At 62.9% G+C, this 24,490-nt stretch carries 25 protein-coding genes and 1 tRNA gene; 13 read left to right on the top strand and 13 right to left on the bottom strand.

The annotated features are described in order from the left end of the window. Nucleotides 1-60 precede the first annotated feature (60 nt). Together AB8A23_RS08370 and AB8A23_RS08365 are read right to left on the bottom strand one after the other, a co-directional pair. Nucleotides 61-1,032, bottom strand: coding sequence for a S1C family serine protease (locus tag AB8A23_RS08370; RefSeq protein ID WP_439059923.1), 972 nt, complete (start codon nucleotides 1,030-1,032; stop codon nucleotides 61-63). Between the two features lie 101 nt (nucleotides 1,033-1,133). Continuing rightward, nucleotides 1,134-2,210 (bottom strand): phospholipase, encoded by a 1,077-nt coding sequence (locus AB8A23_RS08365; protein WP_439059924.1) that lies wholly within the window; start codon nucleotides 2,208-2,210, stop codon nucleotides 1,134-1,136. A gap of 218 nt (nucleotides 2,211-2,428) precedes the next feature. Here AB8A23_RS08365 and AB8A23_RS08360 point away from each other — a divergent pair, with 218 nt between their 5' ends. The 4 genes from AB8A23_RS08360 to AB8A23_RS08345 are packed head-to-tail and all read left to right on the top strand — an operon-like array spanning nucleotide 2,429 to nucleotide 5,988. Further along, on the top strand, nucleotides 2,429-3,124 hold the full coding sequence (locus AB8A23_RS08360; RefSeq protein ID WP_439059925.1) for a GntR family transcriptional regulator: 696 nt from the start codon (nucleotides 2,429-2,431) through the stop codon (nucleotides 3,122-3,124). Further along, nucleotides 3,121-4,020, top strand: a complete 900-nt coding sequence (locus AB8A23_RS08355; protein WP_439059926.1) for a fumarylacetoacetate hydrolase family protein — start codon at nucleotides 3,121-3,123, stop codon at nucleotides 4,018-4,020. The genes AB8A23_RS08360 and AB8A23_RS08355 overlap by 4 nt, the downstream gene beginning before the upstream one ends. Nucleotides 4,021-4,056: 36 nt before the next feature. Next, on the top strand, nucleotides 4,057-4,953 hold the full coding sequence (locus AB8A23_RS08350) for a polysaccharide deacetylase family protein (RefSeq protein ID WP_184512126.1): 897 nt from the start codon (nucleotides 4,057-4,059) through the stop codon (nucleotides 4,951-4,953). A gap of 57 nt (nucleotides 4,954-5,010) precedes the next feature. Beyond that, entirely contained in the window at nucleotides 5,011-5,988 is a 978-nt protein-coding gene (locus tag AB8A23_RS08345; RefSeq protein WP_184512127.1) for a Bug family tripartite tricarboxylate transporter substrate binding protein, read from the top strand. A gap of 26 nt (nucleotides 5,989-6,014) precedes the next feature. Here the strand turns inward: AB8A23_RS08345 and AB8A23_RS08340 are convergent, their stop codons facing one another. Next, nucleotides 6,015-6,572 (bottom strand): HNH endonuclease, encoded by a 558-nt coding sequence (locus AB8A23_RS08340; RefSeq protein WP_089267641.1) that lies wholly within the window; start codon nucleotides 6,570-6,572, stop codon nucleotides 6,015-6,017. Nucleotides 6,573-6,793: 221 nt separating this feature from the next. On the opposite strand from AB8A23_RS08340, the gene AB8A23_RS08335 reads away from it, so the two are divergent. Then, nucleotides 6,794-8,548, top strand: a complete 1,755-nt coding sequence (locus AB8A23_RS08335) for a chloride channel protein (RefSeq protein ID WP_439059927.1) — start codon at nucleotides 6,794-6,796, stop codon at nucleotides 8,546-8,548. Between the two features lie 10 nt (nucleotides 8,549-8,558). Here AB8A23_RS08335 and AB8A23_RS08330 read toward each other — a convergent pair whose 3' ends face one another. Beyond that, entirely contained in the window at nucleotides 8,559-9,653 is a 1,095-nt protein-coding gene (locus tag AB8A23_RS08330; RefSeq protein WP_439059928.1) for a DUF2855 family protein, read from the bottom strand. Between the two features lie 105 nt (nucleotides 9,654-9,758). Beyond that, complete coding sequence (locus tag AB8A23_RS08325; RefSeq protein WP_120288025.1) at nucleotides 9,759-10,550, bottom strand: SDR family oxidoreductase; 792 nt, start codon at nucleotides 10,548-10,550, stop codon at nucleotides 9,759-9,761. 74 nt (nucleotides 10,551-10,624) lie between these two features. On the opposite strand from AB8A23_RS08325, the gene AB8A23_RS08320 reads away from it, so the two are divergent. Next, nucleotides 10,625-11,044, top strand: coding sequence for a winged helix-turn-helix transcriptional regulator (locus tag AB8A23_RS08320; RefSeq protein WP_120287264.1), 420 nt, complete (start codon nucleotides 10,625-10,627; stop codon nucleotides 11,042-11,044). Nucleotides 11,045-11,082: 38 nt separating this feature from the next. On the opposite strand, the gene AB8A23_RS08315 is transcribed toward AB8A23_RS08320, so the two are convergent. Continuing rightward, a complete protein-coding gene (locus AB8A23_RS08315; RefSeq protein ID WP_120287265.1) occupies nucleotides 11,083-11,739 on the bottom strand; it encodes a DNA-3-methyladenine glycosylase in 657 nt (218 codons plus the stop codon). A 134-nt stretch (nucleotides 11,740-11,873) separates the two neighbouring features. Here AB8A23_RS08315 and AB8A23_RS08310 point away from each other — a divergent pair, with 134 nt between their 5' ends. Further along, the gene (locus AB8A23_RS08310; protein ID WP_068730379.1) at nucleotides 11,874-12,089 is read left to right on the top strand and encodes a hypothetical protein; all 216 of its coding nucleotides are present in this window, start codon (nucleotides 11,874-11,876) and stop codon (nucleotides 12,087-12,089) included. 88 nt (nucleotides 12,090-12,177) lie between these two features. Here AB8A23_RS08310 and AB8A23_RS08305 read toward each other — a convergent pair whose 3' ends face one another. The 5 genes from AB8A23_RS08305 to AB8A23_RS08285 all read right to left on the bottom strand — a co-directional run bounded on the left by AB8A23_RS08305 (nucleotide 12,178) and on the right by AB8A23_RS08285 (nucleotide 15,539). Then, nucleotides 12,178-12,855, bottom strand: coding sequence for a DsbA family protein (locus AB8A23_RS08305; protein WP_120287266.1), 678 nt, complete (start codon nucleotides 12,853-12,855; stop codon nucleotides 12,178-12,180). A 33-nt stretch (nucleotides 12,856-12,888) separates the two neighbouring features. Then, complete coding sequence (locus tag AB8A23_RS08300; protein WP_439059929.1) at nucleotides 12,889-13,668, bottom strand: sulfite exporter TauE/SafE family protein; 780 nt, start codon at nucleotides 13,666-13,668, stop codon at nucleotides 12,889-12,891. 165 nt (nucleotides 13,669-13,833) lie between these two features. Further along, entirely contained in the window at nucleotides 13,834-14,556 is a 723-nt protein-coding gene (locus tag AB8A23_RS08295) for an LrgB family protein (protein ID WP_093757426.1), read from the bottom strand. Continuing rightward, nucleotides 14,556-14,939: a CidA/LrgA family protein gene (locus AB8A23_RS08290; protein WP_120287268.1), complete on the bottom strand. Its 384-nt coding sequence runs from the start codon at nucleotides 14,937-14,939 to the stop codon at nucleotides 14,556-14,558. Before AB8A23_RS08290 ends, AB8A23_RS08295 begins: the two co-directional genes overlap by 1 nt. A 78-nt stretch (nucleotides 14,940-15,017) precedes the next feature. Next, complete coding sequence (locus AB8A23_RS08285; RefSeq protein ID WP_439059930.1) at nucleotides 15,018-15,539, bottom strand: hypothetical protein; 522 nt, start codon at nucleotides 15,537-15,539, stop codon at nucleotides 15,018-15,020. Between the two features lie 195 nt (nucleotides 15,540-15,734). Here AB8A23_RS08285 and AB8A23_RS08280 point away from each other — a divergent pair, with 195 nt between their 5' ends. The 3 genes from AB8A23_RS08280 to AB8A23_RS08270 all read left to right on the top strand — a co-directional run bounded on the left by AB8A23_RS08280 (nucleotide 15,735) and on the right by AB8A23_RS08270 (nucleotide 19,648). After that, nucleotides 15,735-16,010, top strand: coding sequence for a PsiF family protein (locus AB8A23_RS08280; RefSeq protein ID WP_089267649.1), 276 nt, complete (start codon nucleotides 15,735-15,737; stop codon nucleotides 16,008-16,010). 115 nt (nucleotides 16,011-16,125) lie between these two features. After that, nucleotides 16,126-17,190 (top strand): AbrB family transcriptional regulator, encoded by a 1,065-nt coding sequence (locus AB8A23_RS08275; RefSeq protein WP_439059931.1) that lies wholly within the window; start codon nucleotides 16,126-16,128, stop codon nucleotides 17,188-17,190. A gap of 187 nt (nucleotides 17,191-17,377) precedes the next feature. Then, nucleotides 17,378-19,648 (top strand): TonB-dependent siderophore receptor, encoded by a 2,271-nt coding sequence (locus AB8A23_RS08270; RefSeq protein ID WP_439059932.1) that lies wholly within the window; start codon nucleotides 17,378-17,380, stop codon nucleotides 19,646-19,648. Between the two features lie 31 nt (nucleotides 19,649-19,679). Here the strand turns inward: AB8A23_RS08270 and AB8A23_RS08265 are convergent, their stop codons facing one another. After that, complete coding sequence (locus AB8A23_RS08265; RefSeq protein WP_439059933.1) at nucleotides 19,680-20,213, bottom strand: disulfide bond formation protein B; 534 nt, start codon at nucleotides 20,211-20,213, stop codon at nucleotides 19,680-19,682. Nucleotides 20,214-20,392: 179 nt separating this feature from the next. Here AB8A23_RS08265 and AB8A23_RS08260 point away from each other — a divergent pair. After that, a tRNA-Leu gene (locus AB8A23_RS08260) sits at nucleotides 20,393-20,477 on the top strand. 85 nt (nucleotides 20,478-20,562) lie between these two features. Here the strand turns inward: AB8A23_RS08260 and AB8A23_RS08255 are convergent. Further along, nucleotides 20,563-21,780 (bottom strand): MFS transporter, encoded by a 1,218-nt coding sequence (locus AB8A23_RS08255; protein WP_439059934.1) that lies wholly within the window; start codon nucleotides 21,778-21,780, stop codon nucleotides 20,563-20,565. A 259-nt stretch (nucleotides 21,781-22,039) separates the two neighbouring features. On the opposite strand from AB8A23_RS08255, the gene AB8A23_RS08250 reads away from it, so the two are divergent. Continuing rightward, complete coding sequence (locus tag AB8A23_RS08250; RefSeq protein WP_439059935.1) at nucleotides 22,040-23,314, top strand: hypothetical protein; 1,275 nt, start codon at nucleotides 22,040-22,042, stop codon at nucleotides 23,312-23,314. Nucleotides 23,315-23,489: 175 nt separating this feature from the next. Then, entirely contained in the window at nucleotides 23,490-24,404 is a 915-nt protein-coding gene (locus AB8A23_RS08245; protein WP_439059936.1) for an alpha/beta fold hydrolase, read from the top strand. Nucleotides 24,405-24,490 lie beyond the last annotated feature (86 nt).

Raw genomic sequence — 24,490 nt, 5'->3', positions numbered from 1 at the left:
ATGTTGCGGTGCGCCTGATCTCTACGACAAGGCCGCGATTGGGTCGTGTGTATCGTGGCGTTAGTGCAGCCGGGGAGCTTTCAGCATCTTGGAGCGGTCCGTGGATACCAACTCGACGTCGAATGTATCGCCACCGCGATAGAGCGTCAGCGGCACGTCGACACCGGCCGGACCTAGCGCCCAGAGTGCGCGATAGAATTCGACGGAATCGGATACCTCCTCACCGTTGACGGCAAGAATCACGTCACCGGTCTTGAGCTCAGCCCGGGCCGCGGGCCCCTTCCTGGCGATCCCGACCACGACGACCTTGTCCTCGACCTCGGCGGCATACAGCCCGAGCCACGGCCGCGGCGGCTTGTTGGCACGACCATATGTCTTGAGATCGTCGAGGACCGGCTTCAGCAGATCGATGGGCACGACCATGTTGAGATGCTCGTTCTTGCCGCCGTGCTCGCGCTCGATCTGCAGCGAGCCGATGCCGATCAACTCGCCCTTGGCGTTGATCAGGGCGGCACCGCCCCAGTTCGGATGCGCCGGATGCGTGAAAATCGCGTCGTCGAGCAGGTATTCCCAATAGCCGGTGAATTCCTGTGTCGCGGCGATCTTGCCGGCCACGGACCGCGTGCGTCCGCCGACGCCGCCGACCACTACACGATCGCCGATCTTCGCGCTCGCCGACTCACCGAGCGGCAGCGGTGCGATGTCGATCTCGCCGAGCGCCTGCACGAGTCCGAAACCGCTTTCCTGATCGACGCCCAGCGCCGTGCCCTGCACCACGCGGCCGTCGCCGAGATGCACCCAGATCGTTTCGGCCTCAGTGATGAGATAGCCTATGGTGAGAATGAGACCGTCGCCGATCAGCACGCCATTGCCGGCGCGCTCGGTGCCGAGCGTATCTGCCGTGAAAGCATCTTCCGGGATGATGCAATGCAGCCCAACCACCGCCTCCAGCGCCTGTTCGAGGTCGAATCCGTAATCCTCAGCACGCGGCTGCACGCCCGGGGGCACTTTCCACTCGGTCAGTGAAGGCATGCAAAATCTCCTTTGTCCGGAATGGGTAGCCTCCGCCATATAAGAACCGATCGCGGACGTGGAAGTCCAGCCTGTGAACTTAGCGGCCCTGCGGCGTTTGGTTACGCACCGGCACGTTGTGCGAGCCACGCGAGCAGCACCGCATTGACCTCGCGCGGATAGCAGTGGCTGAGATCGTCGATCTCGCGATAGGTGACATCGGCGCCGGCGATCGTGAGCGCCTGCTGTGCCTCGCGCGCGGTCTGCACCGGAAACATCCAGTCGAGACGGCCATGGACGAGATGGATCGGCAGGCCGCGCAGGCGATCTGCATCGGCAAACTGCGCCATCAGCGGATGGAAGGTCGAGGCCACCGGTGCCAGATGGGTGAAGGGCGACTCGGCGCGAAGGCCGCTGACATAGCAGAAGGTGCCGCCATCGCTCATGCCGGTCAGCAGCAATTGCGCGGGATCGATATGCCAGCGCGACTGCACCAGATCGAGAATGCGCGCAAGATTCGGCGTATCGGCATCGTCGCCCATCAGCGCCCAGGTGCTGCCGATCGCCGTCGGCGCGATGAGTATCGCGCCAGAGCTGCGTGCATCGGCGAGCCAGCTCCACAAGAAAGCCCGGCCGTTGCCGCTGCCGCCATGCAGCGCCATCACCAGCGGCCAGGCACGATCCGGCGTGTAGGTCTCCGGCACATACATCGAGAAACCGCCACGACGTCCGGGCTCGCCATCATGAATGACGCCGGTGTTCTCTGCCGAAGGCGAGGCCAATCGTTCAAGCAGTGCCGCGTTCTCGCGCTCGTCAGGCGGAACAAAGAACGTACTCACCGGCGGCAGCCGCGCCACCGTGGCATAAAGCGATTCCTGCGCGCGCGTGGCGTGGCGCAATGCACGAAACACCATCGGCAGATCGCCGCCGGGCTGCTGGGCGGCGCGCAGGCCGGTAAAGGCTGTCAGCGCCGCGTCGCTCGCCGCATCGAGATGTGCCCGCAGATCGCTAAAATCATCCGGCCACGCGTTGAGCTCTGCGCGCACCGCCTTGAGCGCCTGATCGGGCTCGCCCACCGCTTCCATGACGGCACCGAAAGTCGGCGGATGCAGATTGCGCGCAACGAATTGCAGCGCCTCGAGCGACTGCAGCAGGGGCGGCAGCAGAACAACGATATCGTCGACGACTATGTCGCTCATCGGAAGCTCCGGGCAAATCGTTTGGCCCCATCAACCCAGGACCGAGCGAGAAGCCAGAGACCATACTGATACGACGGCAAAGCGGCCATCTCCGCACCCGGCGAAAGATCTGTCAGCCCAGTTACAGATCATCCAAATCACTCACATCCAGTACAATCGCTGCATCGCAACATTGAAATACCATAGACTTCTCTATTTTGTATACATATACAAAATTTATGAGCATCAGCCCGATCGCCGCCAGGCCCTATCTGAGAGACGAAGTCTATACGGCCCTGAAAGTTCGGCTGGGGGTGCGCGCGGCCGGCCTCACGGCTCCCTTGCGGCTTCGAGAAGAGGAGCTTGCGGCAGAGCTCGGGGTCAGCCGGACGCCCGTACGTGAGGCCATGCGCAGGCTCGAACAGGAAGGACTGATCACGTTTCGCCCGCGCCGCGGCGCACGGCTGATGCCGACATCGCTGCCGGAATATCTCGAATGGCTGTCGATCCGAGAAATGCTGGAAGGTCTCGCAGCACGCGAAGTGGCCCTCAACGGTGCGAATGATGTCGCGCCTCGCCTGCGGGCCGTGTTCGCCGATTTCGATGAAGCCGGCGCGCTGGCACGCCCCGCCGAATATGCCGCTGCCAACACCGCCTTTCATGCGCTGATGATCAAAGAGAGCGGCAACGCCCTGCTCGGCAAAACATGGGACTCATTCGGCCATCTGAAAATGGCGGGACTGCGCTTTATCGAGCGTCTCAATCGCGGCTCGCAATCGTTTCATGAACACCACGACATCATCGACGCGATCGCACAGCGCGATCCCGACCGCGCGGAAATACTCGCGCGACGGCATGTCCGTTTGCTGCGCGACCAGGCAGCGGCGTCATTGAAAGAATTCGACCTCCACGAACAGAATGAGACCACACCATGATCTTCCTCACTTTTGCAGCCGCAGACGGATCGCATCTCGGCCTCTTGATCGATGACAATGTTCTCGATCTGACGAAGGCGTGGCCGGATGCAGGCCAGGCCTCCGCGCCGCGCCATGTCGGTGATCTCGCCGAAGCCGGCGAAGCGGGGCTCGCCATCGTGCGTGGTCTCGCATCCACCGCGAATGCCGCGAACCTTGTTGCGCTCGCATCTCTGACACTGATGGCACCGATCCCACGGCCAAAGAAGAACGTTTTCTGTGTTGGCCGCAATTACAAGGATCATATCGACGAAGGCATGCGCGCGCAGGGCAAAGCGCCCGCCCCGCTGCCGAGCGTGCCGGAATTCTTCACCAAACCGCCGACCGCCGTGATCGCTTCAGGTGAGATGATTCCGCAGCATTCCAATGTCACCGAACAGCTCGATTACGAAGTCGAGCTCGCCGTCATCATCGGCAAGCCGGGCAGCAACATTTCCGCACAAAACGCCTTCGATCATGTGTTCGGCTATTCGATCATCAACGATATCACCGGCCGCGACATGCAACGCCGTTACGGCCAGTGGTTCAAAGGCAAGGGCCTCGATCGCTCCTGCCCGTTCGGGCCGGTTGTGGTCCATGCGTCCGCCCTGCCGAATGTTGCCGACATCAGGATCTTCAGCACGGTCAATGGCGAGGTCCGCCAGGACAGCCGCACAAGCCGCATGATCTTCGATATCCCAGCCATCATCGAACATCTGACGCGCGGTCTCACGCTGGAACCCGGAGACGTGATCGCCACCGGAACTCCATCCGGGGTCGGCTATGCGATGACGCCGCCGCGCTTCCTGCTCAAGGGGGATCGCGTCACGGCCGAGATCGAAGGCATCGGCATCCTGTCCAACAGCATCGTGGCCTGACACGGCACCGCACTCGCCAAGAACAAGGAAAACAACATGAGCGACTCCCGGACATTCCGCGTGCAGCGTGCGACATCGGACTTTCGCTGGCCGAATGGCGCACGCATCGGCATCGTCTTCAACCTGGCCTATGAGGCCTGGTCGCCCGGCAAGGCACCGGGCATCGGGCCGATGGGCAACGTGTTGCAGCCCGGCTTTTTCGATACCAACGCACATTCCTGGGCAAGCTACGGCGCCGTGCGCGGCATCCAGCGCCTCACGCGCATCGCTGCCGCAAACGATGTGAAGACCAGCATCATGGTCAACGGCGTGCTGGCCGAAACCCACCCGACCGTACTGAAGGAGCTTCATGCCGCCGGTCACGAGATCGTGGCGCATTCCTATGGCATGGATGTCATCCCGGTCTATTTCGACGAGGCCGGTGAGCGCGCCAATATCCGCCGCACCGGTGACCTCATCGCCGCTGTTACCGGCGAACGTCCGAAAGGATGGATCAGCCCACGTGGCACCGGAAGCCTGATTTCGCCAAAGCTGCTCGCAGAGGAAGGCTATGTCTGGTTCGGCGACTGCAATGACGACGACCTACCCTCGATTATCACGCAGAAAGATGCGCCGGAGCAGTGCATCGTCGGCATTCCGCTGACGATGGACGTGAACGATCTGCCGCACAGCATCCGCTACGGCAATGCGCCTGCGACGCTGATCGACCAGTTCCGCGCCATTCTCGACAATGCAAACCAGGCCGACGCGGCACCGTTCATGCTCGATGTCACCGCGCATACCCATGTGTTCGGTCGGCCGGCAGGCGCGTGGGTTTACGACGCCATGATCAAGCTGGCGCGCAAGCGCGACGATGTCTGGATCGGCACGCGTATGGAGATTGCCAAATACGCGCTGGCGCAGGGCCGGTGGTTCAAGGACGAGGTGTTCTGAACCACACCCGTTGAGGAGGCGCAAAAGCCTCCCGAAAAAACATCGAGGAGGAATATCATGACGCACGTCTTCAAGCGCGCATCCAGCGCGGTCGTGATCACCGCTGCGCTGTTGATGGCGATCGGTCCCGCCGTCGCCCAGCAGCCCTACCCGGCGCAGCCGGTGCGCCTGCTCGTCGCTTTCGCGCCGGGCGGCCCAGCCGATATCATCGCGCGCATTGTCGGACAGAAACTGAACGACCTGTGGCGCGAACCCGTCGTAATCGAGAATCGCGGTGGTGCCGGTGGCAATATCGCGGCTGCCGCCGCTGCAAGGGCCGAACCCAATGGCTATACCGTGCTGGTGACTACAAGCGCATTCGCCGTCAATCCGAGCCTGTCGGCAAAGGCCGGTTATTCGCCGGACGAATTCAAGACCGTGGTGGTCGCGGCGACCACGCCCAATCTGATCGTCGGCGCGCCTAGTCTCACAGCATCGACCCTGCGCGAGGTGATCGCCTCCGCCGCCAAGGAAAACTTCACCTATGGCACCGCCGGTGTCGGCACCACGCCGCATCTGTCGGCCGAAAAAATATTCAGGCTCAACGCCAAGGCCAACATCGTGCATGCGCCGTTCACGGGTGCAGGTCCCGCGCTAAATGCGGTGATGGGCGGTCACACGCCTCTGGCCAGTGTCGCCTTGCCCGCGGCGATGGAGCTGGTGAAGGGCAAACAGGTCAAGGCGCTGGCCGTGACGAGCCGCGAGCGCATGCCATCGCTTCCGGATGTCCCGACCGCGCGCGAGCTCGGACTGAGTGACGACGAGGATGCAACCTGGGTCGCATTCCTGGTGCCGGCCAAGACGCCGCAGGCCGTCATCGACAAGCTCAACGCCGACGTGAACAAGACGCTTGCAGATGCAAGTGTTCGCGAACAATTCGACCGCATCGGCTTCGCGGCCGTTGGCGGTTCGGTGACCGACTCCCAGGACTATGTGCGCGGAGAGATCACCAAATGGGGCGATATCATCCGCAAGCTCGAGCTGAAGCAGGAATAGCGACCTAGGCGTAGCGCCCGACGCCCCTACGGATCCAGTTCCGTATCCCAGTAGAGATAGTCCAGCCAGCTGCCGTGCAGATAGTTCGGCGGAAACAGCCGGCCGTTGCGATGCAGCTGGTGCACCGTCGGCGCGAACGCCGTCTGGCGCGGGAACATGCGCGCCTGCTGCGTGGTCATGTTGCCCTTGCGCAGATTGCAGGGCGAACAGGCCGCAACAACGTTCTCCCAGGTGGTCTGGCCACCCTTGGAGCGTGGGATGATATGATCGAAGGTCAGATCGTCATGCGAGCCGCAATACTGGCAGGAGAAGCGGTCGCGCAGGAAAACGTTGAACCGGGTGAAGGCGGGATGCGTCGTCGGCTTCACGAACGACTTCAGCGACACCACGCTAGGCAGCTGAAATTCGAACGAAGGACTCCGCACCGCGTGATCGTAGTGCTCTACGATATTCACACGGTCGAGAAACACTGCCTTGATCGCGTCTTGCCACGACCACAGCGACAGTGGGTAGTAACTCAGCGGCCGGAAGTCCGCATTGAGGACCAGAACCGGCCAACCGCCTTGCGAGACATGTGCGTTCAAGTAACGCTCCTGACCCCCACATATGGCTGCGAAGCAACCTGTCTCCACATACTACAGGCAGCGTGACAGGGTTGTGAAGGGCATAGGGCAGACCTTATCCCCTCACAAAAGCGCCGCGTTGGGTCGCTTTTCTGGGAACTGCGGGTGGTCTGTCGCAGCGCCTGCCGCTAAACCCCGTGGCGCGCGCCCGGTTCGCGGCCGCAAATACCGGACGCTGCCCGATGGTCCCATCCTCCCGCTATCTCGAGGCCCCGCAACGGCTGCGCGCCTTTGTCCGTGCGCATGAAACCAGCCTTGCGATTCTGGCAGCGCTGATCGGCGTGATCGGGGGTCTCGTAGTGGCCGCCATGAGCGCTGCGGTCAGCGTTCTTCACGCGGTGTTGTTCAATCTGGAATGGGGCCAGCGGCTCTCCAGCCAGTTCTGGATCGATCCGGTGCGCGCGATTCTGGTTCCCACCTTTGGCGGGCTGCTGCTGGGCGTCGCCTTCCTGTGGCTTTCGCGCTGGCGACCGGCCCGCGAGGTCGACCCCATCGAGGCTAACGCGCTCCATGGGGGGCGGATGTCGTTCCGCGGCAGCGTCATCGTCGCGCTGCAAACCGTGTGGTCCAGCGGCGTCGGCGCCTCGGTGGGTCTCGAGGCTGGCTACACCCAGCTCGCCAGCGGGCTCGGTGCCTCCATCGGACGCGCTTTCCACCTGCGCCGCGGCGACCAGCGCGTGATGGTCGGCTGCGGTGCCGCGGCTGCGATCGCCGGCGCATTCGGCGCGCCGCTGGCCGGCGCGTTTTATGCCTTCGAACTGGTCATCGGCGGCTACACATCGGCGAGTCTGATGCCGGTCGGCATCGCCGCGGTGATTGGCTATTTCGTAGCCCATGCCTTCGATCCACTGTCGCTTGGCGTCGTTGCCGGCCGGTTCGGCGACGTGCTCGGTCATGATCTCGCAGTGGCGGCCTTGCTCGGCGTGTTCGCCGCGACCTTCGGCATCGGCATCATGCGCGTCGTCGCCTGGACCGAAGCGCTGCTCACCAAAATCAAATTGTGGCCGCCGCTGCGTCCGGCGCTGGGCGGGCTGCTGGTCGGATTGATGGCGCTGCTGACGCCGCAAGTCATGGCTTCCGGACACGGCGCGCTGCATTTCGGCGGCATGACGGCCTATCCGGTTGCATTGGTCGCCTTCGTGATGGCGCTGAAAACGCTCGCCTCGATTGTTTCGCTCGGCACCGGTTTTCGTGGCGGTCTGTTTTTTGCCACGCTGTTTCTCGGCGCGCTCGGCGGCCATCTGTTCGCGGTCGGCTTCAATGCGATCGGCGCCGGCTTCACCATCGATCCCGCCGTCTACACCATCATCGGCATGAGCGCGCTGTCGGCCTCGGTGATCGGCGGGCCGCTCACCATGTCGTTCATCGCGCTCGAATCCACCGGCAATCTCTGGCTCACCACCGCGGTGCTGGTCGCTGTCATCATCTCCACCCAGATGACGCGCGAGCTGTTCGGCTACTCCTTCGCCACATGGCGCCTGCACCTGCGCGGCGAGACCATCCGCAGCGCCGCGGACGTCGGCTGGATCCGCGATCTCACCGTCAGGCGGCTGCTGCGCCCGGACGTCCCGACCGTCGACTCCACCATGCCGCTCGACGAATTCCGCGAGAAATTCCCGCTCGGCTCGAAGACCCAGGTCGTCGCCGTCGATCCCGAAGGCCGCTATGTCGGCCTCGCCATCGTCGCTGAAGCGCATTCGCCTGACGTGACGGCGTTCCGCCTCGGCAGCCTGCTGCATTGTCGCGACGTCGTCCTGCATCCGGACATGAACATCCGCGACGCCATGGTGGTATTCGAGGGCGCCGAAGCGGAATCGCTGGCGGTGGTCGAGGCCGAAAGCCACCGCGTGCTCGGCACGCTCTCGGAGGCTCATGCGACACGGCGCTATGCCGAAGAGTCCGAGCAGCGCCGCCGCGAAGCCCTCGGCGAGATGTGATGGTTCGCCATTAGCCGTCCGCGAGCGACAGCATATGCCCCTGATCGGGCGGCACCCGGCCGGCCAGTGTAGCGCGATAGATATTCTCGACGGCGACAGGACCATGGCTCTCGGCAACCGTGAGCGACTTCTCCAGCAGCGGCAGGAATTCCGACCACGCCGCGTTGAAGCGTGTATCGATGCCGCCCGGTCCCCATTCATTGGCGCGCTTGCGAATCTGGTCCGGCGCGAAGAACCATGAGGGCTTGGCGCCGGGAAGCTCCTCATCCACCGCTGTATCCTGATGGGTGAGCCCGACGCGCCCGCTATAAACGAGTTTGTCCTTGAGGTGCCGATGCAGCCGGCCGCGCAGGTCGGCATTCCCGGCCATATCGACGAAGGCCACCGGCTGATCGGCGGGCAGCGTATCGATATGATCGTAGAGCACGACATCGTCGTAGCAGCCGAGCGACCGCACGAAATCGGCGTTGCCCGTTGATGTGAGTCCGATCACACGAACCGGCTTGCGCTTGCTGTGCAGCAGACGCGCGAGACCGAAGGCTGTCTTGCTGGAGGCACTGGAGAGAATGACAGTGCGTGCACCGAAGAATTCCTCCTCGGCGAGAAAATCATCGACCAGGAACGAGAGCATGAAGAGCGGCCGCAGCAGCGCCTGATAATCTCCGTTGCGTCCAGCAAAGGCCGGATCACCGGTCACCCGTGCATAGGCATTGTAGACCGGCGCCACGCCCTGCCGATGCGCCGCGCCATCGCGCAGACCGCGCTTGCTGACATCCGCGGCCTCGATCACCAGATGCGAGGCCATCGGGAAATAGCCAAACAGCCGCTCGCCTTCGGCGATCTGCGGATGCATCGACGCGATCACCCTGCCAAAACCCCAGACCGGAATGTTGCCGAAGCCGTCAGGCGCCTTGAACAACTGCCAGTATTTCATGACATCGCCCAGCATCGCATAAGTGATATTGTTTGCGGTGAAGGCGAAGCGTTCGACCTCGACCAGAAGGCAATCATCGGACAGTTCGTCCAGTCGCGGTAGCGACATCTGCACCAGCGCGGTGTTCTGAAAATTATTCTTGGCTATGTTGAATTGCGTATACGCGTTCATGATCGAACTCCGCTGCGTTTCCCTGCAGCGATCATTCCTTTCACCAATGTCTGTTTTGCGACAGCGGAGTTGTTTAAAACAACGTCCGTTTCAAACGCTGTTCGACTACACCGTGGGAACCGTGCCGCCGTCGATCACGAATTCTGCACCGGTGATTGACGCCGCGCGCGGCGATGCCAGAAATGCCACGAGGTCCCCGACTTCGTGCGGCCTGGCCGGGCGTCCGAGCGGAATACCGCCGAGCGAATCCATCAGCATTCTCTGCGCGCCCTCATAATCGGTGCTGTTCTCGTCGGCGATCGTCTGCACCAGCCTGACAGCGGCCTCGGTTTCCACCCAGCCCGGCGAGACGCGCACCACGCGGATGCCTTTCGGGCTAACTTCCTTTGATAGCGCCTTGCTGTAGTTTCCGAGTGCCGCTTTCGCTGCCGCGTAGGCCATCGTGGCATCGTGCAACGGCAGCACACGCTGGATCGAAGTGACATGAATGATCACGCCGGATTTCTGCTCCAGCATCGACGGCAACAGAGCGCGATCCAGTCGGACGGCAGCATAGAGATTCAGGTCCATTGCGCGCTGCCAGGCGGTGTCATCGAGCTTTGCGAAACCGCCCGCAGACGCGGACGACCCGCCAACGACGTGGACAATGATATCGATGCCGCCGAGGCTCTTCAGGACCGCGTCGGCGAGCGCCGTGCACCCGTCGGCGGTGGCAACGTCAGCAACGACGAAGCCGGCATGGTCCGGCATGCCGGCCGGCCTGTTGCGCGCTGTCGTGAGCACCACTGCACCCTGTGCCAGCAGGCACGCGACGACGGCTGCACCAATACCTTTGGTCCCACCGGTCACGAGCGCCCGCTTGCCAGCGAGTTCGCCGCCCGCCTGATGATTTGTCATCGTCCAGTTCCTCATTTTCACATCCGCACAGCGCGGCGCATTGTCTGCGAGGGAAATGCGGATATGTTTGCCGAATGACAAGAACGCACGAGAAAGTGGGGGGCTTACCTCCAGGTAAGGAACCGTGGACTGCGACGACCGCATCGGACGGGATCGAGCAGTCGCTGAAGATGATCGGCGGACGCTGGAAGCTGGAAATCCTGTTTCGTCTGTTCGGCGGCCGAATTTTGCGCTTCTCTGAACTCGAACGCGCAATCCCTGCGGCCTCGCAGAAGATGCTCGCGCAGCAATTGCGGCAGCTCGAGGCCGACGGCATTGTTCGACGCGTCGTGCACGCGCAGGTGCCGCCGAAGGTTGAATATGCGCTAACGGATTGGGGCGAATCTCTTTGCCCTTCGCTCGACGCACTGCTCACATGGTTCGTATGGAAGCCAGCATCCGACGCCGCAGTATCTGCCATAGGGACATCCACCTTGCCTCCCGCCGAGGAATAGCCTGGCCCGCGCAGTCGACGCCGCGGCCCGCGACGTGTTCACTTCGCCGGTTTGCCGATCACGCCTTCGCGCTTCTTGATGGCGTGATAGTAGGCCCACCACAGATGCGCCGCGGCGCCGCGCAGCGGACGCCATGGTTCTGCCAGCGGCGCCATCTGTTTCACGGTCGGACGCTCCTTGAGACCGAGCCCGACCTTGATGGATTCCTGAATGGCGACATCGCCCGCCGGCCATGCGTCGCCATGGCCGAGACAAAACAGCAGATAGACGTCGGCCGTCCACGGACCGATGCCGTGCAACGCGACCAGCGTGTTATGCGCAGCGTCGGCGTCTTCCTCGGCGAGCACATCGAGATTCAACCGCTCCTCGACAAGCTCGCGCGCCAGCGCCTTCAACGTCTTGATCTTCGCCGCCGACAGGCCAAGCCGGCCCAGGCGATCGGTACGCGCCTTGCGGATGGCGTGATGATCGAATGGCGAGAAGGCGCCCGAGACGCGGCCCCAGATCGCTGAAGCCGACGCCACCGAGACCTGCTGCCCGCAGACGATCTGCGCAAGCCCTTCGAAGCCCGGCGCACGTTGCCGAAGTGCCGGCATCCCGGCAATGGCCAGGATCGGTTTCAGCCGCGGGTCGAGCTTCACCAGCTCCATAACGGCGTCGTCGAGCACGGATTGATCGGTAAGATGAACGGTCATGATTCCCAAGGATCACCACGGCGTGACCGCAAGATCAATGCTGCCAATGAATGCGCTGCGGCAATAGCGCACCACGCAACCGGGAACCAAAGCCCCGGACGTCGCGTTGTTTGGGTTCAATGGAGGCTACCGCTATGCGGACGTTTTTTGGAATGATCCTGGGTGCACTGATCCTGGGCATCGGCGTTTACATCTACGATTCGATGTCGACCTCGTCAGTGGCGAACGGCCAGACGGCGCAGGAGCGCCGGACGATCGTCAACTGGGATGTTGCTGCCAATGAGTGGGAAGCACTGAAGACGCGCACCAAGCAGGATTGGGCCAAGCTGACCTCGCAAGTGAAGTCGTAAGCACATCAGCAACGAGAAGACTGGTTAAGCCGATCAAATATGCCCTCGCCGAAGAGCGGGGGCATTTTCTGTCTGAACGCGCTGAAGCTTACTTCTTCGCAGCCGCGGCTTTACGCGCATCGGCGATCGCGAGAACGAATTGTTCTTTGGTGATCGGCCCGGGAATGCGGAACTTGCCGACGATAAAGGATGGCGTGCCGTTAAAGCCGAAAGCCGTCGCCTGCTCATCGATCTGCTTCAGCTTGGCAACGATCGCATCCTGATTTTTCTGCAGATCGGCGACGGCGCGATCGACATCGATACCGGCCTTGGCGAGCCGGTCACGCGCGATCGCTTCCGTCAGTTTGGTATCGAGGCTGATCAGGGCGTCTTGCGCCTCGATGAACTTGTTCTGGTATCTGGCAGCGAGCACGAGACGGGCCGCATAGACGGACACCGGCCCGAGGATCGGCCAGTCCTTCGACACCAGGCGAACCTTGCCGTCTTCCTTCACCAGGGCGTGCAGGTCGGGGGCGATCTTGCGGCAATAGGGGCATTGGTAGTCGAAATATTCGACGATGGTGATGTCGCCCTTCGGGTTACCTGCGGCCGGGATGTCCGGATCGCGGAGTACCGCGGCTTCGTTAAGGACGTCTTCGTCCTTGGCGGCACCAGATGCCGCGAGCACCTTGCCGGAGGCGCCGAGCAGCATGGCGCCACCGAAAAGCCCGAGCGCAGCGCGGCGCGTCGTGGCGGTCTTCGAGGTCTCGCGGGTTGCGGCGGTCATGATGTTCTCCGAAGACGCATCATGCGCCAGCGCTCAGGTGATGTAGATGTTGCGGGCCAACATATAGAGCGCCACGACGATAATGATAGACGCAAAAACGGTATTCAACGCGCCCCGCCGCAGCGACAGATGCCGCGCCAGGCTGGTTCCCAACAGTCCACCGAGCAGCCCACCCAGAATGAACACCAGCGCAAGTTTCCAGGAGATCAGCCCGGACCAGGCATAGCTCGATGCCGTGGTGAGACCGAAGGCGGTGACCGCCACCAGCGATGACGAGATCGCACTCATGATCGACATGCCCGTGGCCGCCATCAGCGCCGGCACGATCAGAAAGCCGCCACCGATTCCGAAGAAGCCGGACAGCGCGCCGGTGACAAGACCCAACGCAAGCAGCGAAGGCGTGTTCGACATGCTGATCTCAACCCGGTGCTCACCGACTTGGGCGCGCGTCTTCAGCATCAGCACGGCGATCACCAGCATCAGGATCGCGAACAGCGCCAGCAGATCCTGCCCATCCACCTGCTTGCCGAGAATCGAGCCTCCGAGCGCACCGGCGATTCCTGCAGCAGCAAACACCAGCGCGCAGGACCAGTGCACATTGCCGCCACGCGCATGATTGCCGAGATTGACCGCCGCATTGGCCGCGACCGCAATGGCGCTGGTGCCGATCGCGACATGCGGCTCAGGCACGCCGACGACATAGACCATCAGCGGCACAGCGAGGATCGAGCCGCCGCCACCGACCAGGCCGAGCGAGAAGCCGACCAGTGCGCCCGAAGCCAGGCCGAGCGCCCCTTGCATCACAGTCATCATGAACGGCTGATTCTCATCTTCTCATCTGAGCATGATCTTTCGAAAAAATCAGTGTCCACTTGTTCGGATCATGCGCGCAACGGCGTGACCATAATGACCTTTCCGGCCCGGCTCCATGCAGCCGGCATCACAAATCCGCCTGCCGGGAAAACGCTGTCGTGACCATCAGCGCACCAGCAGGGTGACGGCAAGCGGCACCAACAGGGAGGTCACCAGCGCATTCAGGCTCATGGCAATGCCAGCAAAGACGCCGGCCACGGCATCCACCTGGAAGGCCCGTGCGGTGCCGATCCCATGCGAGGCGAGGCCGACGGCAAAGCCACGGGCGCGATAATCGGTGATGCCCATGCGATTCATCATCGGCGTGACGATGATCGCACCCATGATGCCGGTCAGTACCACGGCCACCGCGGTCAGCGATGCGTCGGCGCCAAGCGACTCGCTGATGCCCATGGCGACGCCGGCGGTGACCGATTTCGGCGCCAGCGACAGCACCACGTTGTTCGGCAGGCCGAAGGCCTTTGCCAGCAACACGACCGAGACGATCGCCGTGGCGCAGCCGACCACCAGCGCAGCGAGCATCGGCACGATCGCTGCCGCCACGACCTTGCGATTCTCATAGAGTGGCACCGCGAGCGCCACGGTCGCCGGACCGAGCAGGAAGTGCACGAATTGCGCACCGCTGAAATAGGTCGTGTAGGACGTCCCGGTCAGCAGCAGGAACACGGCGATGATCCACATCGAGTGGAATACCGGATTGGCGAACGGATGCCGGCCGGTCGCCAGCGACAGCGCATCGGCCGTCGCATAGACCAGCAGCGTCACGGTCAGCCACAGCAGCGGCTGCTGCGAGAGATAGACCCAGAGTGAGAACGGATTGGCGGTCATCACGCGCTTCGCCCGCGTGTCATGACCCGGCTGATGATGAGAAACGTCGCCACCGTCACCAGCAACGTGATCACAACCGAGATCGCCAGAACGCCGACGATGGCCGTGCCATGCTCGGCCAGCAGATCGAGCTTCTGCACCACGCCGACACCGGCGGGAATGAACATCAGCGACAGATGCGCGAGCAGGCCCCTCGCGGCATTCTCCACGCCGCCGCCCTGCAGCGGCCCTTGCGCGAACAGCATGGCGCGGTCACGCAGCAACAGCAGAACGAGCAGCAGCAACATGCCGAGCACCGGGCCGGGCACCGGCCATGCAAAAGCGCGCACAGCGATCTCACCAGCGAGCTGGCACAGCAGGATCAGGGACAGACTGGCAATCATGGGGACTCCGCAGGTGACGGATCGTTATCGCCCGCGAAGCAAGTGATGTCGATCAACCCCAGCGCGCGGCTGATCCGATCAGGCGGCACCCTTCAGCTTCTTGGTGCATTCGCTGTAGTAGCCGCCGCCTTTTTCGATCCACTTCATGCCGCCATTGGCATTGGCGGCCTTGTTGGCATTGTACTGATCCACGCAGGTGTGCATCCGCGCCTTGCCAGCCGTCTCCTTGGCGTATTTCGGATCGACCGCCGACGGGAAGGTGGCAGGGCCTGCCGGAGCCGCAGCTGTCGTCGCTGCCGGCTTGGCGGCTGCAGCAGCTTTGGGAGCCGCTGCGGGCTTGGCTTCAGCAGGTTTGGCTTCGGCAGCCTTCGGCGCGGCGGTTGCGGCAGGCGCAGCGGCGGGCGTCGTCGCAGCGGCATCGGTCCCGCATTCGGCTTTGCGGAAGTCATTCCATTTCTGGCCGTTCAGCGTGCCGGCGGTCTTGGCCGCCTGATATTTTGCACTGCATTCAGTCGCGGTGAGTGCATGGGCCGGACTGAAGGCAAGCAAAGCAAAACTGGACACTGCAATTGCGCAGGCGAATTTGACAGGCATTGTCATGGCATTCTCTCCCTTTGCTACACAAAGTAAAAGTAGACGACGGCATCCTATCGCTACCGCTGCATGTGGCAACGACATCGCAGCTCCCCGCGAAAAATTATCGTGATCGCACCATCAGATATATTTCAACTCATTCACCTGCCGTTCAGCCCGGCGCGCCCACCCTGTCCTCCCTGTTCAATTCGAGGTGCTGCCATGATCCGATTCGCTTCCAGCCTAGCTACCGCTGCCGTCGCCTCCTTCCTCCTGGTCGGCGCGGCCACCGCTCAGACACCTGCGCCGGCGGCCACCAAGACTGCGCCCGCCAAGGCGGCCCCCGCCGAGAAGATGGCGCCTGCGGACAAGACAGCCGAGAAACCCCGCACCGCAGCGTCACTCGAATGTTCGAAACAGGCCGATGCCAAGGGCCTGCATGGCACCGAGCGCCGTAAATTCCGTTCGGAATGCAAGAAGACCACGAAACCGAACTAAACTCTCGTCATCCGCCTGTCCCTCGCCCGGAAAGCGAGGGACAGGTAGACCACACTGCATTTGTCGACAGGTGCGGACTTTGCCATAAAGCGGGCTCCTTCAGCTTTCCGTGCAAATGGCCATCGCTCTTCCCAGCTCCCTTCAGATCCGCACCACCCTTGAGACCCTCGTCATCGGCACGACCGGCGGCGCGCTATTCTATTGGGCGGAATTGCCGGGCGGGCTGATCTCCGGCGCGATGATCGCGGTCGCCGCTTACGGCATCTTCGGACGCCCGGTCGGCCTGCCGCAGCCGATGGCCCATGTCATCCTGATGACACTCGGCCTGTCGCTCGGCTCGATGGTGTCGCCAGAGATGGTGCACAATCTCAGCGCCTATCCGGTGACCATCGCCCTGCTGGCGCTGGCCACGTTCTGCGCCACCTTCGGCAGCAGTATCTATCTGCAGCGCGTCCATGGCTGGGACCGCACCTCCGCGCTGCTGGCGGGCAGCCCCGGCGCGCTGTCGCAGATCATCATGCTGGCCACCGAGCGCAATGCCGACGTGCCGGGCATCGCCGTGGTGCAGATCTTTCGCGTCATCATCCTCACCGCCATGGTGCCGCTGCTGCTCGCCGCCACCGGCCTGATGGGCCACGGCCCGCTGCCATCGCGCGGACCGGAAGCCTCGCCGCTCGCACTGGCCGAACTGGCTGCCGCGGCTGTCGCCGTCGCGCTGTTCATGCGCTGGATCAAATTTCCGGCGAGCTGGATGTTCGGCGCGATGATGGCCTCGTCGGTCCTGCACGGCACCGGCTGGGTACACGGCACGCTGCCGCAATGGGCCTACATCACCGCCCTCGTCGGCATCGGCAGCCTGATCGGCTCGCGCTTCGGCAAGATCAGCCCACGCACCATTCTCAGCCATGTCTGGGCGGCGCTCGGCTCATTCGCGGTCGCCATCGCGATCTCGGCCGTGTTCGTGACGATCATCGCGCTGACCACGACTGTGAAACTGAGCGATGTCGTCGTCGCTTTCGCGCCCGGCGCCATGGACGCCATGCTCGCACTGGCGCTGACGCTGCATATCGATCCGGTGTTCGTCGGCGCGCATCATCTGTCGCGCTTCATCTATGTCTCGATCGTCACGCCCGGAATCGTGCATCTGTTCGGCAAGGCGCAGGACGACATCGACGACTGACCTTCAGTCTTCGCAGACATCGATCGAAATAATAGAATCGATCTAACGATGTGAGCTCCTTGCAGCGTTGCAGATGCCTGCGTCGCAAGGTCTAGACGTATTCTATCGCGCATCGTAGTGCGCCACAGAACCAATCAAGTTAGACGCTCGATCAAGCTGGCGTGACCAGCATCATCGAGGCGTTGAAATGAAATTGAGAACAAGAAAATCGACGAAGCAGACTGCACTGCTTTGCACCGTCAGTGTGATGGCATTGGCAATCGAACTTCCGCGTGACGCATTCGCGCAGGCCAGCCTGCCGCCAGTCACGGTGGATGCTCCGCAGCCACAGCAGCGCGCGCGCAGCACGACGGCAACGAGATCGCAGACATCGGCACGCGCGACACGGCGCACACGCGCGACGACGCCGCAGATTGCACCCGCGCCATCGGTCAATCAGCGCATCTATAGCGCCGACAACAACAGCTATGTCGCAGGTCAGGCGAGTTCGGCGTCGAAGACGAATACGCCGCTGATCGATACGCCGCGTTCGGTGAGCGTCATCGACCGCAAAGAACTCGATGATCGCGGCGTCACCAGCATTCCGGAGGCGGTTCGTTACACAGCCGGCGTCACCACCGGCGGCTTCGGCTACGATCCGCGTTTCGATCAGATCTATGTCCGCGGCTTCTCGACGACGACGCTCGGCGACTTCCGCGACGGATTGAAGCAGTTCCCCTCCGGCTTCACCACATTCCGGACCGAACCCTATCAGCTTAACAGCGTCGAGGTGATCAAGGGCCCGGCTGCCGTGCTCTATGGACAGTCCGTCCCCGGCGGCCTCGTCGATCGCCGATCGAAATTCCCGGTCGAGAATCAGGTCAACGAGATTTCACTGGAAGGCGGCACCTATGGCCGCATGCAAACGGCGTTCGACATCGGCGGTGCCAGTTCCGACAAGTCGCTGCTGTATCGCCTGGTGGGCCTCGGCCGCGCCGGCGAGACCAATTACGATATCGCCGACGAGCGGCTGATGCTGGCGCCATCGATCACCTGGCGACCGACCATCGACACCACGCTGACCGCCTATGCCATCTTGCAGAAGGACGAAACCGACGCCAGCGTCGCCATGCTCAATCGCGACGGTCAGCTGGTGAACGTCAACGGCGCGACCATCAAGCTGCGATCGAGCGATCCGAAATACGACTATCTGCGGCAGCAGCAGGCGCAGGTCGGCTACAAGCTCGAGCACCGCTTCGACGACGTCTTCACGTTCCGCCAGCACACGCGGTTCGGCGTGCTGCATGCGGAATCGCGCTATGTCGACGGCAGCTTCGCGACGCCAACATCGACCGTCTATGACCGCGGTGCCGTAGCCGTCGGCGACGACCAGACGAGCTGGCAGACCGACAATGCGCTGCAGGCCGACTTCGCCACCGGCCCGGTCGTCCACCGCACACTGTTCGGCGTGAATTACGATCACAATACCTGGGACTTCAAGCTTGGCCTGGGCGCCGTGAATCCCGGTTATGCGCTCAACATCCTCAATCCCGTCTACGGCATTGCCGGCCCAACCCCGGGCTATACGTCTGGTTCGCGTTCGACGCAGGAGCAGGTCGGCGTCTATCTGCAGGACCAGATGCGACTCGGCAACTGGCACCTGTCGGTCAGCGGCCGTCAGGACTGGACCGATCGCACGCAAATCAATTCCTATACGGGCGCCGTCACAGGCGCGCGCAACGACAACGCGTTCTCCTACAGCGCCGGCCTGCTCTATCACTTCGAGAACGGCATCGCGCCCTATGTGAGCTATGCGACCTCATTCCAGCCGGAGACCTCACTCGGCCTCGACGGCATCGTGCTGGCGCCATCCGAAGGCGAACAAATCGAAGGCGGCGTAAAGTATCAGCCACGGCCCGACGTGCTGCTCACGGCGTCGATCTACGACCTCAAGGAGAAGAACGCCGCCAAGCTCGCCGGCTATGTCAACGGCATCGCCTATTACGCCTCGGTCGGCGAGATCCGCGTGCAGGGCTTCGAACTCGAGGCGCGCGCGCGACTCACACCGGAACTCGAAACGGTGACGGCCTATACCTATTCCGATGCAGAGATCACCAAGAGCTCGATCGCGTCGGAGCTCGGCAAGACCCCTGCGGTGACGCCGAAGCACACCGCATCGAGCTGGATGAACTACACCTTCCTGATCGGTTCGCTCGAGGGCTTAGGTCTCGGTGCCGGTGTCCGTTACATCGACGCGACCTGGACGTCGAACGACAACACGTCGCGCAACAACGGCTATACGCTGTTCGATCTGGCTGCGCGTTACGATTTCGCCAAGCTTGGACCGAAGTTTGCGGGCTATCAAGCCTCGATCAACGTCAACAACGTCGCCGACGAGCAGGTTGCGGTCTGCAATTCCGGCTACTGCTATTTGAGCCAGGGACGCACGGTGATCGGCACGCTGCGCTATCGCTGGTAGCGGTGCCTCAGCAGGCAGGACCGGCGGCGGATCAGCGCCGTGCGGTCTTGCCCGCGCCCCACAGTGCGATCGCCGCCATCGCCAGCGAGATCAGCACATTGTAGCCGGCCAGCGACAGGCCTAGGAAACGCCACTGCACCTCGTCGCAGCGAATCACCTTCACGGTGTCGAGGCGCTCCAGCAGGCTGCCGGCCTTGCCGAGATCGACCACCGGACCCGAACAGTCCGTTGGACCCTGCCAGAATGTCCATTCGACGCCGGCGTGATAACCGCCGAGCACCGCATTGGCGAGCGCCGCCAGCGCCAGCACAACGAGGCCGGTCACAACCAGGCCGCGCGGCGCGTCCCTGGCGGCAGCAATCGCCACCAGCACCGCCAGCGGAATCGCGAGATAATAGGCATAGCGCTGTTCGAGGCAGAGCGGGCACGGCCGGATATCCAGCACCAGCTGGAAGAACCAGGCCCCCGCCAGCGTCGCCAATGCAATCAGACCGACCGCCAATGCAGCGACCAGCGCCGGGTTCGACGACGCAGGCGTGGGGGTGTGTGCGGTCTGGGCAGTCACGGTGCTCTCCGGAGTGGCTGCTGCGTCCTATCCCGGGGCACACACCCTGTCGAGGCAGCCGCGATCACACTGGAGTGTGCGCGGCGGCCAATCTGGCCAAACCGCAGGTTGACCCGCCCGGAGCGCCCGCTATATTCCGCCCGCTTCGCGCCCCCGGTCTCTCCGGCCGGCGTCCGAAGGCCCCTGTGGCGGAATTGGTAGACGCGCTCGACTCAAAATCGAGTTCCGCAAGGAGTGCTGGTTCGATTCCGGCCAGGGGCACCAACAATGCATCAGCAATAATCCGTTGACGACGGGCTATATTTCCGAAAAGCGCGTCACCCGCAAATGACGACTGGAGGATTTGTCCTCACGCCGGCAGGGGTGCGGGCTCCGCTTTCGCGACCGGCATCGGCCTGAATGTCATTGCAATCAGGAAAGCGCCGAGCCCCATGATCCAGGAGCCGATATAGAGCCAAGCGTAGCTGGCGAACGCGTCGTAGATCAAACCTCCGGCGAGAGGTCCAGTCGCCATGCCAAGGCTGCCGGCCATGGCCGTTCCGCCGATCACCGTGCCCATCATCCGCAGCGGAAAGTTTTCGCGTGCGAGAACGGCGTAGAGCGGCATGGTGCCGGCGTAGATGAAGCCAAAGACCGCCGCCACGGTGTAGAACCCGCCGAGCTCACGCACGAAGACAAAACCGAGCGCGCCGAACGCCTGAGCGAGCAAGCCAAGGACCAGTACACGCTTGGCGCCAAAACGGTCGCCGAGCAGGCCGAAGGCGATACGGCCGCCCATCCCTGCCAGACCTTCGACGCTATAAATCGTGACCGCAGCGACAAGCGGTATGCCGCAGCTGATCGCGTAGCTCACAGTATGGATGATCGGCCCAGAATGCGTGGCACAGCAGAAGAAATTCGTCAGCAGCAGGATGATGAACTGTGGCGAGCGTAGCGCCTGCGCGCGCGACATCTCTGCTTGCACCGGCTCGGCGGATGGAGCGAAAGGCGCGCCCTCCAGCGCCGGCGCGCGGCGCACCAGCAGCGAGACTGGAATCATGATCGCGGCCACGACGAGGGCCACGATCTGCATCGAGGTGCGCCAATCGTGGTTCGAAACGAGCCAGGCCGCCAGCGGCGACATGGTCATGGGCGCCATGCCCATCCCCGCCGAAACCAGCGAGACGGCCAGGCTGCGATGCGTATCGAACCAGCCGGTGACTGCTGCCATCATCGGCGCAAAGATCGCGGCGGTGGCGCCGCCGACCATCAGCCCGAAGACAAATTGAAATGCGACCAGGGATGTCGCGAGGCTCGCCAGCACCAGGCTTGACGCGAGCACGACCGACCCGGTCAACACCACCGGGAGTGGCCCCAATCGGTCGGACAAAGTGCCCCAGATCATGCTGGTGACAGCCATCGCGAGGAAGCCAATTGTCATGGCGCTGGATATACCGGTGACCGACCAGCCGGTATCCCGCGCAATCGGCTGCAGGAACACCGGCAACGAAAACATGCCGCCGATCGCGACGCAGCCCAGAAGGCCGCCCGCGGCGACGATTACCCAGCGATAGTGAGAATTGGTCATTCCTGGTCTCCACGTTAGCGCTCTCTGAGTGGAAGACGCTCGGGACGGGCCGGAGCCGACAGGCCGGCGGCCAACGCAGCTCACGTTTTTGCGAGCGCGTACAGTTGTTCGTTGCCGCGATGACAGTGATCTTGCGGGCCAGCGGACCGCTTCGGTTGATCGCTGACGAGAACATCTCTTGTCGATCGGCGGTTTATTAAGTCTAACAGGCTCAGACTGCCCCGAGGCGCCACTGGGGCTTCAAGCGTGCGAGATCGAAATGCCCGGCCTGAGCAGACGAGCCATCCTGATGGGAGGCGCGGCATCGATGATGCTGCGCTCCGATCCATTGGCTGCCCTGCCGCTTCCCGGCCCGTCCGACACCTTCACCGACAGCGTCGGCGTCAATGTGCATATCAGCAGCGAGCCCTATGCGAGTCATTTCGACCGGTTTCATGATCTGCTTGCGGCATCAGGCATTCGCCATCTGCGCGACGAGTTGCGACCTAGCAACGATCTCGATCGCTGGCGCGCGCTGAACAAACGCTCGAACATCCTGTTCAATGTTGTGGTGTCGCCGGCGACCAACACCGTGCCGGAGATGATGACCTATCTCGCCGCATTGGGCATCGAGCGCGTCTCGGCAATGGAGGGCCAGAACGAGGGCAACAGCGACTGGTTTCTGTCGCTGCCGCTGGCGAAGTCGGGCTGGAGCAATGTCGTCGTGAACTATCAGCGCGAGGTGCACGCTGCGCTACGCGCGCGATATGCGGCGGCGGAGTTGCCGCTGCTGTCGCCGAGCGTCATCAACTGGAAGCCCGCCGACGTCACGCTGCTGCGCCCGGCCGCGCAGTTCAGCGATGCCGTTGCCATCCATTCGTATGTGCAGCGTGCACAGGAGCCCGAGACATCCGACGATTACGCCGCGGTGTCGTGGTATCTGCACAACATGCGCGACGCGTTCAAACCCGGCGCGCCCGCGCTGGCAACCGAATGCGGCTATTGCAATGTCGTGAAGCCCGGTACCTCCGGCGTCTCGGAAACGGCGGCGGCGCTCTATCTGCCGCGGCTACTGCTCAACAACTTCCGCCTCGGCATTCTCCGGACATTCCTCTACGAATTCTTCGATGGCGGTACCGATCCCAACGACGGAGAACATCATTGGGGCCTTGTCCGCAATGACGGCGCGCCGAAGCCTGGCTACCATGCGATCCGGAATCTCTTGTCCGCACTGCAAGGCGCACGCCGCGCCAACAACGATCCGCCGCTACGCGCGGCATCCACGGCACCGGACCTGCGGCATATCGCGTTTCAGGATGCGCAGGGACAACCGCTGCTTGCGGTATGGCGCGCGGTGCGCTGCTGGAATGTGGAGAAGGCTGAAGACATCCCGGTGCCCACGGAGCCGATCGACATCGCCGTCGATGGCCCTGCCGCTTCGCTCTCCTTCAACCGTCCGAATGACGATGCCGAGTGGCGCCGCGTGCCGGTGACCGACGGGCACGCGACGATCCCGCTGGACGGGCGCGTGGCGATCATCCGGCGTTCCAGCTGAGCTGGTATGACCTGCTGTGGCTTGAACCACCCCGCCGCGCTTTGTATCATGAAACTGCGTACGAACTGACGGTGAGCAGCAAAGTCTTTCAGACAAGGTCTTTTAGACTCTGCGGTCCGGCCAAGCATGCGACAGCTTCGCCTTCTGCTCCAAAATATAACGGATTCTCCCCCATATGGACTATGCGCCTTCCGCTCCGGCCCTTGCGGCCGAGACGCACGCTTTTCAGGTTCTGCTCGAAGATGGCGCCACCGCCAGCATACGCGTTTATGGAAAAGGCCCACGGATCATCTGCAGCCATGGCAACGGCCTCGCCATCGATGCTTTTCAAAGCTTCTGGCGTCTCTTCACGGATGACTATGAGACCGTGGTGTTCGACTTCCGTCATCACGGCCGTAGCAGTCCGTATCGCCAGCCCATCCCGCATGTCTGGCCGCAGCTCGTCCGCGACTATGAGGCGATCATGCAAGGGATCACGCGCGAACTAGGCGCGGCGCCGAGCCTCGGTGCATTTCATTCGATGAGCGCACTGACGACCCTGCTGCATGCCGCTGAATATGAGACGCCGTGGATCGGCATCGTCGGCTTCGAGCCGCCGGCGACGCCGCCAGCGAGCTATCCGGAGTTCCAGAGTTTCCGCACGGAAAATGACAGGCTCGCCGGACGCGCTGCGCAGCGTCGCGCCACCTTTCCGAATGTGCAGGAGCTGTTCGAGTCCTATCGCCGGAGCTCGGCATTTGCCGGCGTCGACGATGCCGGACTGCAAGCACTCGCCGCATCCACGCTGCGCTGGAACGACGACAGCCAGCTCTATGAACTCGCCTGCGCCAGGGAATTCGAAGCCAGCATCTTCACCATGCAGGATCTCCCGGGCGCCTGGGAGCGGATGTGCAGTGTCAGGCTGCCGGTGCAGCTCGTCGCCGGTGAACCGAAGACGAGAACCAGCCCGTTCGTCGACATGGAGCGTGCCTTCGCGCGCGATGGCGGCTTTACCTTCACCACCGTGCCTGACGCCTCGCATTTCATGCAGATGGAAAAGCCGGCCGAATGCGCCGCAATCGTCCGCGCCTTCCACGCGGGCCTGACGTGACCGCTCGGGAGTAACGCCGGGCTGCCATGCCGGGCGCGCAACCGGCTGGCAATCCGCCCCAGCCATGCCCACATGGCAAGGGCAAT

This window comes from Tardiphaga sp. 619_E2_N8_4, assembly GCF_051810905.1.
GTDB classification, from domain to species: Bacteria; Pseudomonadota; Alphaproteobacteria; order Rhizobiales; family Xanthobacteraceae; genus Tardiphaga; species Tardiphaga robiniae.
The sequence above is the reverse complement of the archived record's forward strand: the minus strand, read 5'-3'. Positions and strand labels throughout refer to the sequence as shown.

Bases quoted from the DNA above. Each gene is read 5' to 3' on its own strand.
- AB8A23_RS08370 (WP_439059923.1), bottom strand. From the start codon at position 1,032: ATGCCTTCACTGACCGAGTGGAAAGTGCCCCCGGGCGTGCAGCCGCGT.
- AB8A23_RS08365 (WP_439059924.1), bottom strand. From the start codon at position 2,210: ATGAGCGACATAGTCGTCGACGATATCGTTGTTCTGCTGCCGCCCCTG.
- AB8A23_RS08360 (WP_439059925.1), top strand. From the start codon at position 2,429: ATGAGCATCAGCCCGATCGCCGCCAGGCCCTATCTGAGAGACGAAGTC.
- AB8A23_RS08355 (WP_439059926.1), top strand. From the start codon at position 3,121: ATGATCTTCCTCACTTTTGCAGCCGCAGACGGATCGCATCTCGGCCTC.
- AB8A23_RS08350 (WP_184512126.1), top strand. From the start codon at position 4,057: ATGAGCGACTCCCGGACATTCCGCGTGCAGCGTGCGACATCGGACTTT.
- AB8A23_RS08345 (WP_184512127.1), top strand. From the start codon at position 5,011: ATGACGCACGTCTTCAAGCGCGCATCCAGCGCGGTCGTGATCACCGCT.
- AB8A23_RS08335 (WP_439059927.1), top strand. From the start codon at position 6,794: ATGGTCCCATCCTCCCGCTATCTCGAGGCCCCGCAACGGCTGCGCGCC.
- AB8A23_RS08330 (WP_439059928.1), bottom strand. From the start codon at position 9,653: ATGAACGCGTATACGCAATTCAACATAGCCAAGAATAATTTTCAGAAC.
- AB8A23_RS08325 (WP_120288025.1), bottom strand. From the start codon at position 10,550: ATGACAAATCATCAGGCGGGCGGCGAACTCGCTGGCAAGCGGGCGCTC.
- AB8A23_RS08320 (WP_120287264.1), top strand. From the start codon at position 10,625: ATGACAAGAACGCACGAGAAAGTGGGGGGCTTACCTCCAGGTAAGGAA.
- AB8A23_RS08315 (WP_120287265.1), bottom strand. From the start codon at position 11,739: ATGACCGTTCATCTTACCGATCAATCCGTGCTCGACGACGCCGTTATG.
- AB8A23_RS08310 (WP_068730379.1), top strand. From the start codon at position 11,874: ATGCGGACGTTTTTTGGAATGATCCTGGGTGCACTGATCCTGGGCATC.
- AB8A23_RS08305 (WP_120287266.1), bottom strand. From the start codon at position 12,855: ATGACCGCCGCAACCCGCGAGACCTCGAAGACCGCCACGACGCGCCGC.
- AB8A23_RS08300 (WP_439059929.1), bottom strand. From the start codon at position 13,668: ATGATGACTGTGATGCAAGGGGCGCTCGGCCTGGCTTCGGGCGCACTG.
- AB8A23_RS08295 (WP_093757426.1), bottom strand. From the start codon at position 14,556: ATGACCGCCAATCCGTTCTCACTCTGGGTCTATCTCTCGCAGCAGCCG.
- AB8A23_RS08290 (WP_120287268.1), bottom strand. From the start codon at position 14,939: ATGATTGCCAGTCTGTCCCTGATCCTGCTGTGCCAGCTCGCTGGTGAG.
- AB8A23_RS08285 (WP_439059930.1), bottom strand. From the start codon at position 15,539: ATGACAATGCCTGTCAAATTCGCCTGCGCAATTGCAGTGTCCAGTTTT.
- AB8A23_RS08280 (WP_089267649.1), top strand. From the start codon at position 15,735: ATGATCCGATTCGCTTCCAGCCTAGCTACCGCTGCCGTCGCCTCCTTC.
- AB8A23_RS08275 (WP_439059931.1), top strand. From the start codon at position 16,126: ATGGCCATCGCTCTTCCCAGCTCCCTTCAGATCCGCACCACCCTTGAG.
- AB8A23_RS08270 (WP_439059932.1), top strand. From the start codon at position 17,378: ATGAAATTGAGAACAAGAAAATCGACGAAGCAGACTGCACTGCTTTGC.
- AB8A23_RS08255 (WP_439059934.1), bottom strand. From the start codon at position 21,780: ATGACCAATTCTCACTATCGCTGGGTAATCGTCGCCGCGGGCGGCCTT.
- AB8A23_RS08250 (WP_439059935.1), top strand. From the start codon at position 22,040: ATGCCCGGCCTGAGCAGACGAGCCATCCTGATGGGAGGCGCGGCATCG.
- AB8A23_RS08245 (WP_439059936.1), top strand. From the start codon at position 23,490: ATGGACTATGCGCCTTCCGCTCCGGCCCTTGCGGCCGAGACGCACGCT.